This window comes from Streptomyces sp. CC228A (assembly GCF_021390935.1).
Lineage (GTDB): Bacteria > Actinomycetota > Actinomycetes > Streptomycetales > Streptomycetaceae > Streptomyces.
In genome coordinates this window covers 31,524-46,195 of sequence record NZ_JAJPUI010000013.1, presented here as the reverse complement: position 1 = coordinate 46,195, position 14,672 = coordinate 31,524, and the positions used below count along the sequence as shown (strand labels likewise).

10 protein-coding genes and 4 pseudogenes are annotated in these 14,672 nt (G+C 75.7%); 5 read left to right on the top strand and 9 right to left on the bottom strand.

Annotation, left to right across the window (positions count from 1 at the left end; genetic code table 11):
* Positions 1-262: 262 nt before the first annotated feature.
* Together L6E17_RS28090 and L6E17_RS28085 are read right to left on the bottom strand one after the other, a co-directional pair.
* Positions 263-1,143: pseudogene (locus L6E17_RS28090) on the bottom strand (YegS/Rv2252/BmrU family lipid kinase).
* A 46-nt stretch (positions 1,144-1,189) separates the two neighbouring features.
* On the bottom strand, positions 1,190-2,782 hold the full coding sequence (locus L6E17_RS28085; RefSeq protein WP_236243462.1) for an FAD-binding oxidoreductase: 1,593 nt from the start codon (positions 2,780-2,782) through the stop codon (positions 1,190-1,192).
* Between the two features lie 74 nt (positions 2,783-2,856).
* Here L6E17_RS28085 and L6E17_RS28080 point away from each other — a divergent pair.
* Both L6E17_RS28080 and L6E17_RS28075 read left to right on the top strand, forming a co-directional pair.
* Positions 2,857-3,396, top strand: a pseudogene (locus tag L6E17_RS28080) (TetR/AcrR family transcriptional regulator); the annotation flags it as partial.
* 188 nt (positions 3,397-3,584) lie between these two features.
* Positions 3,585-5,132: pseudogene (locus L6E17_RS28075) on the top strand (glycerol-3-phosphate dehydrogenase/oxidase); the annotation flags it as partial.
* Between the two features lie 674 nt (positions 5,133-5,806).
* On the opposite strand, the gene L6E17_RS28070 reads toward L6E17_RS28075, so the two are convergent.
* From L6E17_RS28070 to L6E17_RS31710, 4 genes and pseudogenes are all read right to left on the bottom strand, one after another.
* The gene (locus L6E17_RS28070) at positions 5,807-6,142 is read right to left on the bottom strand and encodes a helix-turn-helix transcriptional regulator (protein ID WP_236243461.1); all 336 of its coding nucleotides are present in this window, start codon (positions 6,140-6,142) and stop codon (positions 5,807-5,809) included.
* A 199-nt stretch (positions 6,143-6,341) separates the two neighbouring features.
* The gene (locus L6E17_RS28065) at positions 6,342-6,716 is read right to left on the bottom strand and encodes a hypothetical protein (protein WP_236243460.1); all 375 of its coding nucleotides are present in this window, start codon (positions 6,714-6,716) and stop codon (positions 6,342-6,344) included.
* A gap of 63 nt (positions 6,717-6,779) precedes the next feature.
* The gene (locus L6E17_RS28060) at positions 6,780-8,210 is read right to left on the bottom strand and encodes an MMPL family transporter (protein ID WP_236243459.1); all 1,431 of its coding nucleotides are present in this window, start codon (positions 8,208-8,210) and stop codon (positions 6,780-6,782) included.
* Positions 8,211-8,484: 274 nt separating this feature from the next.
* Positions 8,485-9,465, bottom strand: a pseudogene (locus tag L6E17_RS31710) (MMPL family transporter); the annotation flags it as partial.
* A 399-nt stretch (positions 9,466-9,864) separates the two neighbouring features.
* Between L6E17_RS31710 and L6E17_RS28050 the strand changes: the two are divergent.
* From L6E17_RS28050 to L6E17_RS28040, 3 genes are read left to right on the top strand one after another with little or no spacing between them, the layout of a single operon-like run.
* Complete coding sequence (locus L6E17_RS28050; RefSeq protein WP_236243457.1) at positions 9,865-10,389, top strand: hypothetical protein; 525 nt, start codon at positions 9,865-9,867, stop codon at positions 10,387-10,389.
* 2 nt (positions 10,390-10,391) lie between these two features.
* Positions 10,392-10,979, top strand: coding sequence for an ATP-binding protein (locus L6E17_RS28045; protein WP_308315945.1), 588 nt, complete (start codon positions 10,392-10,394; stop codon positions 10,977-10,979).
* Positions 10,976-11,653 carry a response regulator transcription factor gene (locus L6E17_RS28040; RefSeq protein WP_236243456.1) on the top strand — a complete coding sequence of 226 codons (678 nt, stop codon included), beginning with the start codon at positions 10,976-10,978 and terminating at the stop codon, positions 11,651-11,653. The genes L6E17_RS28045 and L6E17_RS28040 overlap by 4 nt, the downstream gene beginning before the upstream one ends.
* A gap of 116 nt (positions 11,654-11,769) precedes the next feature.
* Here the strand turns inward: L6E17_RS28040 and L6E17_RS28035 are convergent, their stop codons facing one another.
* The 3 genes from L6E17_RS28035 to L6E17_RS28025 all read right to left on the bottom strand — a co-directional run bounded on the left by L6E17_RS28035 (position 11,770) and on the right by L6E17_RS28025 (position 14,648).
* Positions 11,770-12,189: a PRC-barrel domain-containing protein gene (locus tag L6E17_RS28035; RefSeq protein ID WP_236243455.1), complete on the bottom strand. Its 420-nt coding sequence runs from the start codon at positions 12,187-12,189 to the stop codon at positions 11,770-11,772.
* A gap of 273 nt (positions 12,190-12,462) precedes the next feature.
* Positions 12,463-13,407 (bottom strand): aldo/keto reductase family oxidoreductase, encoded by a 945-nt coding sequence (locus L6E17_RS28030; protein ID WP_236243454.1) that lies wholly within the window; start codon positions 13,405-13,407, stop codon positions 12,463-12,465.
* Positions 13,408-13,709: 302 nt separating this feature from the next.
* Entirely contained in the window at positions 13,710-14,648 is a 939-nt protein-coding gene (locus L6E17_RS28025; RefSeq protein WP_236243453.1) for an adenosine kinase, read from the bottom strand.
* Positions 14,649-14,672 lie beyond the last annotated feature (24 nt).

The window sequence follows — 14,672 nt, the reverse complement described above, 5'->3', positions numbered from 1 at the left end:
GCGGCCGACGCACCCACCAGGCAGAGAGGTTGCACCCGCGGCCGGCACCAGGCCGCCCCCGCCTTGCAGCAAGCCGGGCGACCCGCTCATGGGCGACCTGGCGCCCCGAGGCGGTCGGCGAGACGGGCGCACCGCGGGCCGCGGACGCTGCCGCGACGGACTTCCCGGCGGTCCTGGAGCGGCTGCGCGCCTCGGGCCGGGACGCCCCGTACGTTCCGACCTCCCCGGGGACGTGCAAGCGGGGACGTGCGGCCGGCGGGGTTCAGGCGAGGACGTTCAGCGCGCCCGGCTGGACGCGTACGGTGACCGGCAGCGCTGCGTCGACCTCGCCGTCCGCGCCGTACGGCAGTCCGCGGTCGGCCTCGATGCGGATCTCCCTGCCGCGCACCACCTCCACCTGCGGGCGGGCCAGGTGGGCACCGGTTTTGAGCTCGTTCATCATCGTGAAGAACAGCCGCTTCGGGGCGTCGCGCACCACCACGACGTCCAGCAGCCCGTCGTCCACGCGGGCGTCGGGGGCGATGAGCCGGCCGAAGCCGTAGAAGCCGGAGTTGGCGGCGACCACCGTGTAGCCGTGCCGTTCGAGCAGCGCCCCGTCGACGGTGATCCGGTAGGCGGCGGGCCGCCAGGCGGCCACCGCCCGCAGGCCGCCCGCGTAGTAGGAAGCGGAGCCCCGCAGCAGCCGGGAGCGGTTGGCGTGCCGGTTCGCCACGGCGTCGACGCCCGCGTAGACGCTGCCCAGCACCGACACCCCGCCGTGCGCCGCGGAGGCGACTGCGATGGTGTCGACCCTGCGGGGCGAGCCGTGCAGGAGCACCTCGGCGAGGGCCCGCGGGTCGCCGGGCAGCCCCAGCGCCCGGGCGAAGTCGTTGCCGCGGCCCGACGGCACGAGGCCCAGCACCGCGCCGGTGCCGCTCAGTTCCCCGCCGACGGCGCCGGCCATCCGTCCCCGCCGACCGCGAGGACGGTCCGCCCGTCGGAGGCCGCCTGCCGCGCCAGGGCGCGGGCGTGGTCGAGGCTGCGGCTGTAGCGGGTGTCGAGCCGGGCCCCGGCCTCCCTGAGGAGTCGGGCGACGGGCAGCAGGGCCGCCGTGCCGCTGGAGCTTCCCGCGGCGGGATTGACGACGGCGGTGAACTGTCTCATGGGCGCGCCTCCGTGAGGGGGTCGGGGACCGGGGCCGGCGGCCGGGTCAGGGGAGGGGGATGAGGATGCCGGGGTTGAGGATCCCCGCCGGGTCGAGGCCGGCCTTGACCGCCCGCAGGGCGCGCACGCCGAGCGGTCCCGCCTCCCTGGCGAACCAGTCGCGGTGGTCGGTGCCCACGCCGTGGTGGTGGCTGATGGTGCCGCCCGCGGCGGTGATCGCCTCGTTCGCCGCGTGCTTGGCGGGCTCCCAGTGGGCGACCGGGTCGTCGCCCTGGGCCGAGACCACGGTGAAGTACAGCGAGGCGCCGTTCTCGTACACGTGGGAGATGTGGCACATGACCAGGGGCGGTGTGCCCGCATCGGTGAGCGCGGAGGTCAGGGCCTCGCGCACGGCCGCGTACAGCCCGGGCAGCCGCGACCAGAACGCGGCGGTCTCCAGGGTCTCCGCGAAGGCGCCCGCGTCGAGCAGCGCGTCCCTCAGGTAGGGGGCGTCGTAGCGGCCGCGCGCCCAGCGCTCGCCCGGCTCCTCCCCGGCGTACTCGCCCCCGGCGGCGAGCAGCACCTCGCGGGCCCCGGCCCGGCGCAGCGCCGTGTCCGCCTCCGTCCCCTCGTACCCGACGACGGCCATGCAGCCGGCCGGGGCCGCCCCGTCGGTGCCGCCGATGCGGTCGGGGTGGGCGAGGCCGATGAAGGTCTCCGTCTCGTCGGAGAGGCGCAGCACCGTCGGGCGGGGGCCGTCCTGCGCCAGGGCGCGCAGGGCGCGGGTGCCCGCTTCGAAGGAGGGGAAGCGCCAGCCCTCGTAGACCCTGGTCGCCGGCAGCGGCCGCACGCGGACGGTCACGGACGTGATGACGCCGAACGCCCCCTCGGAGCCCAGGACGAGCTGGCGCAGGTCGGGGCCCGCCGCCGAGCGGGGCGCGCGGCCGGTCTCCCAGGTGCCTTCGGGGGTGGCGACGGTGAGGCCGAGGACCATCTCGTCGAAGCGGCCGTAGCCCGCGGACGCCTGGCCGCTGGAGCGGGCGGCGGCGAAGCCGCCGATGGTCGCCCACTCGTAGGACTGCGGGAAGTGGCCGAGCGTGAAGCCCCGCGCGTTGAGCAGTGCCTCGGCCTGCGGCGCCCTGAGCCCGGGCTGGAGGGTGGCGGTGCGGGAGACCTCGTCCACGTCGAGCAGCGCGTCCATGCGCCGCAGGTCCAGGGCGACGAACCGGGAGCGCTCCGGCGCCAGGCCGCCGACCACGGAGGTGCCGCCGCCGAACGGCACGACGGCCAGCTGGTGTTCGGTGCAGACCCGCAGCACCGCGAGGACCTCGTCGTGGCCGGCGGGCAGCAGCACGGCCGCGGGGATGTCGTCCACGTCCCCTGCGCGGATGCGCAGCAGGTCGGGGGTGGACTTGCCGCGGGTGTGGCGGATGCGGCTCTCGGCGTCCGTGCGGACGTACGCGCTGCCGCCGAGGCACCCGGCGAGGGCGCGGTGCGCCGCGGCGGTGAGGGTGGACTCGGGGACGGCGATCTCGTCCAGCGCGGCGGGCCCGTCCTCGCGCGGGGTGACCCCCAGCAGGTCGCGCAGCAGTCCGATCACCGTGTCGGGCAGCGGTGCCGCCTTGGCCGGGTCGCCCCAGCCGCTCCACAACATGTCCACGTGGCTTCGTCCTCACCGTCGGTTTCACGGGTGTTCCCGGCGCCCGGGGCCCCGCAGGCATTACACTGTGACAGATGACGCCCATTCGTCACAACCATTCGGATGCGGACCCGGTCCTCGACGCGGCCCGGGACTGCGTCCTGGCCGTCGGCGTGCGCCGCACGACCCTCACCGACGTGGCCCGCCGCGCCGGTGTCTCCCGCATGACGCTCTACCGCCGCTGGCCGGACGTCCGCACCCTCGTCGGCGACCTCATGACCCGCGAGTGGGTCGGCGTGGCGCTCTCCGCGATGCCCGAGCGGCGCCCCGGCGCACCCGCGCGGCCCAGGATCGTCGACGGCCTGGTCGCGGGCGTGGCCGCGTTCCGCGCCCACCCGCTCTTCCACAAGATCCTCGACGTGGACCCCGAACTGCTGCTGCCGTACGTGCTGGACCGCCGCGGCGCCAGCCAGGACGCGCTGCTGGCCCTCCTCCGCGACGCGCTGGAGGAGGGGCACGCGGACGGCTCCGTCCGCCGCGTCCACCCCGAGCTCCAGGCCCGCGCGCTGCTGCTCGTCGTCCAGTCCTTCACGCTCTCGCTGCGCACCATGACCGAGGAACCCGAGGACGGCCCCGGCGCGCCGACCGGGAACGGCTCCGGCGCCGCCTCCCGGCCCGGCCCGCACGCCGCCACCGGGTCCGGCCCGCACGCCGCCACCGGGTCCGGCGCGGACGCCGGTCCCGGGTCCGACGCGGCGGCAGCACTCGGCGAGGCCGCCTTCCTCGGCGAGCTGCGGACCATCCTGGAAAGGACCCTCACCCCATGAGCCGCCCGAGCACCTCCGCCCCGCCTGCCGGGGCCGCCTCCTCCCTGAACGCCTCCCGCCGCCGCCGCGACCTCGCGGAACTCGCCGACGGCACCGTGGTGGACGTGCTCGTCGTCGGCCTCGGCGCCACCGGGGCGGGCGCCGCCCTGGACGCGGCCTCACGCGGTCTGAGCGTCGCCGCGATCGACGCGCACGACCTGGCGTTCGGCACCTCCCGCTGGAGCTCCAAACTGGTCCACGGCGGGCTGCGCTACCTCGCCACCGGAGAGCTCGACGTCGCCTACGAGAGCGCCGTCGAGCGGGGCGTCCTGATGGAGCGGACCGCCCCCCACCTCGTGGCGGCCCAGCCCTTCGTCCTCCCGCTCACCCCCCTGGTGACCCGCTCGCAAGCAGCCCTCGCCCGCGCCGGTTTCCGGGCCGGCGACGTGCTGCGCGCCGCCGCCCGCACCTCCCGCACCACCCTGCCCGCCCCCCGCACCCTGTCGTCCGTGGAGACCCGCCACATGGCGCCCGCCCTGCGGCCCACCGGGCTGCGCGGCGGCCTGCTGTCCTGGGACGGCCGACTCAGCGACGACGCCCGCCTCGTCACCGCCCTGGCGCGCACCGCCGCCGCCCACGGGGCGCGCGTCGTCACCCGCGCCCGGGCCCTCCTGCTCGACGGCGACGGGGCCCTCGTACGGGACGAGCTCACCGGCGCCGAGATGCGCCTGCGCGCCCGCACCGTCGTCAACGCCACCGGCGTCTGGGCGGGCGGCCTGGCCGGGGACATCCGGCTCAGGCCCTCCCGCGGCACCCACCTCGTCCTGCGCTCGGAGGACCTGGGGTCCCTCACCGCCGGCCTGCACATCCCGATCCCCGGCGAGGCCAACCGGTTCGTCCTCGTCCTGCCCCAGGGCGACGGGCGGGTCTACGTGGGCCTGACCGACGAGCCGGTGGACGGCGGCATCCCCGACGTACCGGAGGTCCCCGAGACCGACATCGGCTTCCTCCTGGACGTCCTGTGCTCGGCCCTGGACGTCCCGCTCGGCCGCGACGACGTCATCGGCGCCTTCGCCGGACTGCGGCCCCTCCTCGACACCGCGGCGGACGCGGACGGGGCCCGGACGGCGGACATCTCCCGCAAGCACGCGGTGCTCACGTCCGCGGAGGGCGTCGTCACTGTGGTCGGCGGCAAGCTCACCACGTACCGGCGCATGGCGCAGGACGCGGTGGACGCCGCCGTCCGCGCCCGCGGTCTGCCCGCCGGGCCCTGCCGCACCGCATCCCTGCCCCTGGTCGGCGCGGCGCGCCCGTCGCGGCTCGCCACGCTGGAGGCGCCCCGCCGCCTCGTGCGCCGCTACGGCACGGAGGCCCCGCCCGTCCATGCGCTCGGCCTGGCCGACCCGGACCTGGCCCGGCCCGTGGTGCCGGGGCACCCGGTCACCGGGGCCGAACTGCTGTGGGCGGTACGCCACGAGGGGGCCCTCGACGAGAGCGACCTGCTGGACCGGCGCACCCGCATCGGGCTCGTGCCGCACGACCGGGAAGCGGCCCTGGACGCCGCGGGGAGGTGCTGCGGCGCGCCGCCGACCTGCACAGCGCGCCCTGAGGCCGACGCCGGTGGGGGCGGACCGCAGGCGGCGGACCCGCGGGGACCCGCACGGCCCCGCCCCGGCGCGGAGTCGGCGGGTCGGCACGGGGGGACTGGGCGTGGCCTGAGCGGGGCACGCCTGGGCCGCAAGGGGGACCGTATACGCGCCGCCTGGCGCCGGTGCAGGTCAGAGGCTGCTGCCGCAGGAGCCGCAGGAGCCGCAGGAGCCGCAGGAGCCGCAGGGGCCGCAGGAGCGGCGGGGGCGGCAGGGGCGGCAGGAGCTGCGCGAGCCGCGGCCGACGCGCCGCGGGGAGCGGCGCCGCCTACGCGGCCTGCCTACGGACCGGTGCCGCCGCCCGCCGCGGGAACCGCGGGAGCCGCAGGAGCCGCAGGAGCTGCGCGAGTCGCGGCCGGCGGGCCGCGGGGAGGGCGGACCACTCACGCCCGGGGCGGTCGTCCGCCGGGTCTTTCGTCCGCCGGGCGGTCGTCCGCGTACCACTATCCGGTCGCGGCAGAACCAGGCACGGTCGACGGTGCCGCGGCGGGGCGCCGGTCGGGCACGCGGTGCAGAAGGGCGGACGGCCGCAGCCCGTCCGCCCTTTGCACCGCCGTGTTGCAGCCCTCGGCCGCCCTGCGCGGCGCCGCGCTTCACACCCCCTCTGCCTGCCGGAGCTCCGCGAGCAGTTCGGTCTGCCCGGCCAGGAGGTCGGTCAGGATCATGCGGGCGGCCCGCAGGAGTTCGGCGACGTCGCCGCCGGCGAGGGCGTAGCTGACCGTGGAGCCCTCGCGGATGGACACGACGATGCCGGAGCGGCGCAGCACGGCCAACTGCTGCGACAGGCTGGAGGGTTCGATCTCGATGTCGTCCAGCAGGTCGCGCACGGGAACGGGCCCATTCTGCAGTAGCTCCAAGACCCGGATGCGCACCGGGTGTCCGAGCATGCGGAAGAACTCGGCCTTGGCCTGGTAGAGGGGCACCTGCATGGTGGATTGCTCGCTCCCTGCCGCGGTTGACGGGCTGCGTCCTCAGCGGCGGCCTGCGGCCGACCGCTGCGGCGACGTCGTTCACCACGATTTTCCCTGGTCCGGGCCCCGCACACCTCATGGATTGGGTCGATCTGTATGTGGCTACATGAAGAAATCTTCAATTCATGGGTGTGCGAGGGCCCGGACGGCGGCGCGTCTAGATCTCCAGCTCCGCCTCGATGCGCTTGAGCTGGTGCCGGGCCATCGCCAGATTGGACTTCGCCTTGTCCAGGACGAGGTAGAGGAACAGCCCGTTGCCGCCTCGGCCCGTCAGCAGCCTGATCAGGTGGTACTGGCTCCCGAGCGTGATAAGCATGTCCTCGATCTCGTCCTTCAGGCCGAGGTGCTCCATGGTGCGGGCCTTGGCCCGGATCACGTCGGTGTTGCCCGCGGCCGCGACGGCCAGGTCCAGGTCCTTGCCGCCGCCGAGGGTGCCGAGCGCCATCCCGCTCGTGTAGTCGACCAGGGCGACGCCGAGGGCCCCCTCGATCGAGGTCAGCGTCTCCTTGAGCGAGATCTCCACGTTGGCCATATCGGTATGTCCTCCAGTGCCGGTTCCGTCCGGGGCGTACGGCCCCAATCCGTGACGTGGACCTTACGCACTGTCGTCGGACGTATGGTCGGCTTGTTCTAGGGATGACCGCAGAAGATCGAAAAAGCAGATGATCGGATCAAGTGTGATCGTTGGTGTGCGTGAGGTGACCGCATTCGGGTGCGGGAGCCGGGGAGGGGGAGGCCCCTGAGCCGCGCGTAACGGCCGGCCGTCGGCAGAGAGTCGGCGCAGGTGGACGGAGGCCGGGACCGCGGGGTGCGCGGCCCCGGACGGACGGGCCCCCCGGGACGAGGCGGAGCCTGCCTCGTCATGCCCCTCGTGGCGCCTCCGCGTGCGCCGTGCCGGGGCTCGGCTCCATGCCGCCCCCGCGCCCCTCACGGGGGCCGGGTCGGCGGTCGGCCCCGCGGCGGTGTCGTGCCCCAGCCCCCATCGGGGCAGCCGGCGGTCGAGGGAGCGCGGCAGCCACCAGGCCGCGCGTCCCAGCAGCGCCATCGACGCGGGCACAAGCACCAGGCGCACGATCGTCGCGTCGAGCACAATGGCGGTCGCCAGCCCCAGGCCCATCATCTTCACCAGCGGCGAAGGGTTGCCCACGAAGCCGAGGAACACCACCGTCATGATCAGCGCGGCAGAGGTGATCACACGGCCCGTGGCCGCCATCCCCCGCGCCACGGCCTCGGTGGTGTCACCCGTGGCGTCGTACTCCTCGCGGACCCGCGACAGCAGGAACACCTCGTAGTCCATGGACAGGCCGAACAGCACCGCGAAGAACACCGTCGGCAGCGGAGAGGCGATCGGAAGCGTCTCCTCCAAGCCGAACAGCCCACCGAACCAGCCCCATTGGAAGACCGCCACCACCACTCCGTACGCCCCCGCGATGGAGAACAGGTTCACGGCGACGGCCTTGAGCGGCAGCGCGACCGAGCGGAACACCACCAGCAGCAGCAGGAACGAAGCCCCGAGGGTCGCGGCCACGAAGACCGGCAGGGTGCTGACGAGCTGCGTCGTGAGGTCGTCGGTCATCGCGGTCAGACCCGACACCGAGACGTTCCCCGGCACGAGCCCGCGGACGCGCGCGAGGGTCCGCGACGTCGCTGCGTCGGCGGGCGCGGTGGTGGGCAGGGTGGGCAGGACGACGGTGTCCCCCGACCGGGAGGTCCGCGGCTCGCCCACGGAGGCTATGCCCGGATCGGCGGCGACCCGCTCGGCCAGCGCCGTGATCCCCTCCGCGCCCACCCCCGGCCGGGTGAGGTCGGCGACGAGCAGCAGCGGGGCGTTGGCCCCGGGACCGAAGCCCTCGGCGACCAGGTCGTAGGCACGCCGGTGGGTGGTGTGCGCGGAGTCGTTGCCCGCGTCGGGGAAGCCGGTCTCCATGTCCAGCGCCGGCGCGGCCAGGGCGAGCAGCACGGCGGTCGCGGCGAGCAGATGGCGCAGCGGCCGACCGGACACGCGGCGGGCGAAACGCGACCACACCGTGCCGTCCGCCTTCGCCGCGCGCCCGACGCCCGGCGCGCCCGCGGCCTTCCCTGCGGGAGCCTCGCCCTGAGCACCCCGGCCCCTCCCGCGGGCGCCACTTCCGGTGTGCCGTCCGGCGTCCCGGCGGGGTCGGCTCCCGGTGCGCCCCCGCCCCCGCCCGAGGGGGACGCGACCACGCCGTGCCCGCGGCCTTCCGGACGAGGCCGGCCACCGGCCTGCGCAGGCGTCGGCCGCGGAAGGTCCGGTCGACGGGCGGCCGCACGCGGTCGCCCAGCAGCGTGAGCAGGGCCGGCAGCAGGGTCAGGGCGGCCGCCACCGCGACGAGCACGATCAGCGCCGTGCCGAGGCCGATCGACGTCAGGAAGCCCAGTCCGGTCAGCGCCAGTGCACCCATCGCGACGACGACGGTGCCCCCGGCGAAGAGGACGGCCGCACCCGACGAACCCATCGCGTCCGCCAGCGCCGCGGAACCCTCCTGGCCGGCGGCACGGTTCTCCCGGTACCGGGCCACGATGAACAGCGCGTAGTCGATGCCGATGCCCAGACCGATCATCGCGCCGATCGTGGGGGCCGCCGTGGACACGTCCATGGCGTTCGCCAGCAGCGCGATGCCGCCCAGGCCCGCGGCGATGGCCACCAGGGCCAGCACGATCGGCACCAGCGCGGCCACGATCGTGCCGAACGCGACGACGAGGATCACCGCGGCGGCCACCAGCCCCGCCGCCTCCGCCCCCGAGGTCTGCGAGTCCGCGTTGACGAACACGGCGTCACCGCCCAGTTCGGCGGTGAATCCCTGGGAGGGGGCCGGCCGCACCGCGTCGGCCAGGGCGCCGATCTCCTCGGGGCCCACCTCCATCGACGGCACGTCGAAGGTGATCCGGGCGAGTCCGATGCGCCCGTCGGCCGACAGCCCGCCGTCCGTGAACGGGCCGGTCACCGCCGCGACATGGCCCACCTCCACGGCACGGGCCACCGCGGCCTCCACCGCGGGCCGGTAGCGTTCGAGCCGCTGCCCTTCCGGAGCCGCGAACACGGCGACGGCGCTTCCCCGCGACGCTTCGGGGAAGCGCTCCTCCAGCAGCCGTCCCGCCTCCTCGCTCTGGCTGCCGGGAGCGACGAGGTCGTCGACGAACGGGCCGCCGACCGCCCCGGCCGACGGCAGCACCAGGAGCAGGATCACCGCCCAGGCGGCGATCGTGGCCCAGGGGCGGCGAGCGCTCGCACCGCCGACGCGGCGCGTGAATCGGTTCATGACGAGTGGGCTCCCATGAGAGGCGAGGGATCCGCCGGGTGGCCGCGAAGCGCCGGGGCGGACGAGTGAGGGGTCCCATCGTGGTGGCGCAGGGCCCCGCCGTCTCCCGGCGCGGGACGGGCCCGCGGCCCCCGCGCCGGACGGGGCGACGGCCGCGGCGCCTCCTCCCGGCGGGGAGGGGGCGCTCCGCCGCAGGGCGGGTGACCGTGCTGCCGAGCCGGGCCTACGATGGCCTGCCCGGCCGCCGGGCCCCCGGCACAGGGCGCCCGAACTTCCTGACGGAGCGACGATGAACCGCACGGACCCGCCCGCGCCGACGCCGCCCGCGCCAGGCCCGGACGGCCGCGCGGCCCCTTCACCCGCTGGCCCAGGAGCGCGGACGCCGTCCTCGCCGCGGTCATGTTCCTGCTCACCGTCTTCGTCGAGGAGGCGGAGGGCGACGCGCTCGCCCTCCGCCCGCTCACCGCCGTTCCGCTGCCGGTCCTGCTGCTCTTCGCCGTGTCCGGCGGCGCCCTGCTCCTGCGCCGCCGCAGACCGCTCCTGACGCTGGCGCTGGTCGTCGCGGCCTGGCTCCCCACGCTGGGCAGCAGCTACGCCACGGCGGGCGGTTGCGTGCTCGTGGCGCTGTACGGCGCGGGGCGGTACGCCCCGGACACCCGGCGCGGCCGGGCGGCACGGCGGCGGCGCCGCCGCGGCGATCGGCGCGCTCGTGCTCGACGGCCTGCTGCAGCCGGCGCCCTGGGGAGACCGCCTTCGGCGCCGCCGTCATGGCCGGCGCCTGGTACGTGGGACGGCGCCTGCGGATGCGTGCGGAGCGCGCCGACCGGAGGCGCCGGCAGCAGCTCGCGGAGGCCCGCCGGGTCGTCGCCGAGGAACGCACCCACATCGCCCGCGAACTCCACGACGTCGTCGCCCACCGGGTGAGCATGATGACGGTGCAGGCGGGCGCGGCCCGGATGGTGGCCGCCGACGACCCGCGCGAGGCGCTCGAAGCGATGGCGGCCGTGGAGCACGCCGGGCGGCAGGCCCTGGACGAACTGCGCCACCTGCTCGGCGTCCTGCGGCCGAGCGCCGACCGCGACGGCCTCGGCCCGCAGCCCGGCCTCGCCGACCTGGGGCCGCTGGTCGAGCAGGTACGGGAAGCGGGCCTGGAGGTGTCCGTGCGATGCGGCCCGCAGCAACCGCTCCCGGCCCGCGTGGAACTGTCGGTGTACCGCATCGTGCAGGAGGCGCTCACCAACGTCCTCAAGCACAGCGGCCCGGGCGCGCGTGCGGAGGTCGTCGTCCGCCGCGAGCCGTCCGGCGGGGGACTCACCGTCGAGGTCCGCGACGACGGCCGCGGCGCCGCCGCAACCGGGTCCGCACCGGACCCCGACCGGTCGGCGCCGGGCCACGGGATCGTCGGCATGCGCGAGCGCGCCCTGCTGCTCGGCGGCGGCCTGGACGCCGGGCCGCTCCCCGGCGGCGGTTTCCGCGTGGTGGCCCGGCTGCCGCTGGGGGGTGAGGCGCAGTGACCATCCGCGTCGTCGTCGCCGACGACCAGGCGCTGGTCCGCCGGGGCTTCGCGATGATCCTGCGCGTCTCCCGCGACATCGAGGTGGCCGCCGAGGCGGGCACCGGGGCGGAGGCGGTGCGGGCGGCGCGACTGCACCGGCCCGACGTGGTCCTCATGGACATCCGCATGCCGGAGATGGACGGACTGGAAGCGACGTCCCGGATCCTGGAGGAGGCGGACTGGGACGTGCGGGTCCTCATCCTGACCACCTTCGACCCGGACGAGTACGTCTACCGGGCGCTGCGCTCCGGTGCCAGCGCCTTCCTCCTCAAGGACACGCCGCCGGAGCAACTCGCCGACGCGGTGCGGACCGTGGCCGAGGGCGGGGCGCTGCTCGCGCCGTCCGTGACCCGGCGCCTCATCGGCCGGTTCGCCGACGGGCGCACCGTCAATCCCGCCGTCGCCGCCCGCCTGGAACGGCTCACCGGACGGGAACGCGACATGGTGGCCGCCGTCGCCCGCGGAGCCAGCAACGGCGAGATCGCCGAGCGGTTCGACATCGGCCCGGCCACCGTGAAGTCACATGTGTCGAGCATCCTCGCCAAACTCGGGCTCCGCGACCGCACCCAGGTCGTGATCTTCGCGTACGAGAGCGGACTCGTCGAAGTCGGCGGCCACGACATCGGGTACTGAGGCGGCCGGGCCGCCCGCCGCAGGGGCGCGGCCCGCCGTCCGTGCGTACGGGCCGCGCCGGGCACCGCCGGGCCGCACCGTCCGCCGGTCGGCGCCCGCAGTGCCCCCGCCCGGTGTCAGCGGTAGTACGGGTACGGGGGGTACACGTATCCGGCGCCCCAGTACGGGGCCATGCCGAAGTGCCGGAAGACGTCCTCCGAGTACTGGGACTCGTCGACCAGCTCCGGGTCGTAGGGAGGGGCGTCGGCGATCTGCCGGCGCGACTGGCTGACGACCACGACGTCGTCCCGCACGTCCACGACGGCGTCGACCGGAACGAACGTCTTCTTCTCGCCCAGCCCGAGGAAGCCGCCGTGCTCCACGAGCAGGAACCGGACCTTGCCCTCCTGCTCGTCGACGAGCAGGTCGTCGACCTTGCCCATCTCGTCGCCCTCGCCGTTGACGACCTTCCGGCCGCGCACGTCCTCGTCCGCCGCGGCCACCGTCTGATCGGTCTCGCTGATCTTCTTCAGGACAGGAGCGTTTCCCGTGGTCATGTGTCTCCTCGTCTCTCGCTGCGCCGGCCCCGCGCGCGGGCCGGGCCCGGGGGCGGAGCGCCGGGTCCGCCATGCTGCGGCGGTTCGGCGCCTTCGCCCCTCGGACCTCCCCCAAGGGGCCTTTCACGCAGGACCGACTATCCGCACTCATGCCGGCGAAACATGACCATACGGACCAGTCCCCGCTCCTTCGGCGCGGACAGCGACGACCGGTCCCGCCCGCCGGCCGCCCCGGCGCAGTGGATCCGCCGGGGCGCGGGGGCGGCGGGCCGCTCAGGGCAGCGGCGCGCCGCGGGCCGCCGTCCACAGCTCGTACCAGTCCTCGTGGCCGAGCTCGGGCTCACGCGACACGGCGTCGCGGCAGGCGCGGATCCGCTCGGGGCGGGACGTGCCGATCACCGGCACGATGCCGGCCGGGTGGCGCTGGAGCCACCACAGCACGATCGCCTCCGGGGTGGTGCCCCGGGCCTCCGCGAGCCGCGCCACCACGGCGGCGGCCGGGCCGTTCTCCGGGTCGGAGAAGCGCCCGCCGGCCAGCGCACCCCACGCCTGGAGTTGCACGCCCCGCTCGACGCAGTACTCCACGGTCCCCGAGGGGAAGCCCACACCGGCCCCCGCCGCGGTGTTGACGAGCACCCCCTCCTCGACCCAGTCCCGCCGGTGCAGGCTCATCTCCAGCTGGTTCACGGTCAGCGGGACGTCCAGGAAGGACTGGAGGCGCGCCATCTGGGCAGCGTGCATGTTGGACACGCCGAAGCGGCGGACCAGGCCCTGCCGGTGCAGGGACGACAGCGCCCCGGCGAGCTCCGCCGGATCGGCCAGCGGGTCGGGCCGGTGCAGCAGCAGCACGTCCACGCGGTCCGTGCGCAACCGGGTCAGGCTCTCCTCGACCCGACGCAGCACGCTCGCACCCCGCAGGTCGTACAGCCCCGGCCCGCCGCCTTCGGGCAGCCGGATACCGCACTTGGTCTGGAGCGTGATCCGCTCGCGCAGGCCGGGCGACCGCGACAGCACCTCGCCGAACACGGACTCCGACTTGCCGTGCCGGTAGATGTCCGCGTGGTCGAAGACCGTCACGCCGATGCCGAGCGCCGCTTCGACGGCCGCCTCCGCGCGGGCGATGTCCTGCGCACCGTAGGGGAGGGTGTCCCAGGCGCCTCCCAGCCCCATGCAGCCGTACATGAGGCGTCCGCCGGCCGGGCGGGCGGTCGGGGTCATGAGCGTTGCTCCTTCGGTGCGTGGTGCGTGGTGCGTGGTGCGTGGTGCGTGGTGTGTGGTGTGTGCGGCGTGCTGTGTGTCTGTGGTGGTGGAGGCGGCGGGGCCGGTGTGCCGGTTCCGTCCGCCGAAGGCCGTTCCGTCCGCCGAAGGCCGCGCCGGGCGGCGGGCCGCCGCCCTCCGAGGGGTCCGGCGCTCCGGAGCCCCGCGTCGGCGGGAACCCGCGGGCCGTCGCACCGCCCACCGCCTCGGGGCGGCGGTGCGCGGGCGGCTCCGTGCGGCGGACCCCCGCCCGGGGGAGCCGGTCATGCGCCCGCTTCCACGGCTTCGGCGGCGCCGGCGAGGGCGGCGACCTGTCCGAGCAGGGCCGTACGGTCGATGGCGTCGCCGCCGGTCGCGGGCACCGTGCAGGCGTAGGCGCCGGCCACGGCACCGTACAGGGCGCACCGTGCGGGATCCTCGCCGGACAGGCGGCCGAAGAGGAAACCGGCGGCGTAGGCGTCGCCCGCCCCGTTGGAGTCCACGGCGGCACCGGGCGGCGCGACGGCCGGGACGTGGACGAGCGGACCGCCGGAGGTCAGGAGGTACGAGCCTTCGGCCCCGGCCGTGGCGACGACCGTCTCGGCGCGACCGCGCTCCAGGACGCGCCGCATGGTCCGCTCGGGGTCCGCAAGGGCGGTGGCGGAGACGAAGACGAGGTCGGCGCCGAAGGCGAAGGGCTCGTGGTACGGGTTCTCGCCGTCCCAGTCGTGCAGGTCCGTGGAGACGGTCAGGCCCGCCTCGTGGAGCAGCGGCAGGGCGAACGCGCACGGAGGGGTGATCGAGACGTGCGCGTGGCGGCTGACCGCGGCGAGCGCGCGGACCCGGTCCTCGGGGAGGCGGTCCGACTCCCGGGAGCGGGTGTCGTCGTAGAGGGAGAGGCGGCGGCCGTCGGGGCCGACGAGGTTGACGGCCCGTTTGGTGCCGGCGGGCTGCGGCACCTCGGTGAAGTCGATGCCGCGGTCGCGGTGGAAGGCGCGCACGAGGTCCCCGGCGTGGTCGTCCCCGACCATGTCGATGTGGTGCGTGCGCAGCCCGAGGGAGCTGAGCCCCAGCGCCACGAAGTCCCCCGTCTGGCCCGCGCGGGTCTCGATGCCGGGGCGGACCAGATAGCTGTCCGCGTACGGGAGGGGCAGTTCCGGCACGTACACGATGGTGTCGACGCCCGAGCCTCCCAGGGCGAGGACGTCGTACTCGCTGCTCATGGCTGTTCCTCTCGGGCGCGGGCG

What these genes read in the sequence shown, in the direction of transcription:
- L6E17_RS28070 (WP_236243461.1), bottom strand. Translation starts at nt 6,142, where the DNA reads ATGCAGGTGCCCCTCTACCAGGCCAAGGCCGAGTTCTTCCGCATGCTC.
- L6E17_RS28065 (WP_236243460.1), bottom strand. Translation starts at nt 6,716, where the DNA reads ATGGCCAACGTGGAGATCTCGCTCAAGGAGACGCTGACCTCGATCGAG.
- L6E17_RS28050 (WP_236243457.1), top strand. Translation starts at nt 9,865, where the DNA reads ATGTTCCTGCTCACCGTCTTCGTCGAGGAGGCGGAGGGCGACGCGCTC.
- L6E17_RS28045 (WP_308315945.1), top strand. Translation starts at nt 10,392, where the DNA reads ATGATGACGGTGCAGGCGGGCGCGGCCCGGATGGTGGCCGCCGACGAC.
- L6E17_RS28035 (WP_236243455.1), bottom strand. Translation starts at nt 12,189, where the DNA reads ATGACCACGGGAAACGCTCCTGTCCTGAAGAAGATCAGCGAGACCGAT.
- L6E17_RS28030 (WP_236243454.1), bottom strand. Translation starts at nt 13,407, where the DNA reads ATGACCCCGACCGCCCGCCCGGCCGGCGGACGCCTCATGTACGGCTGC.
- L6E17_RS28025 (WP_236243453.1), bottom strand. Translation starts at nt 14,648, where the DNA reads ATGAGCAGCGAGTACGACGTCCTCGCCCTGGGAGGCTCGGGCGTCGAC.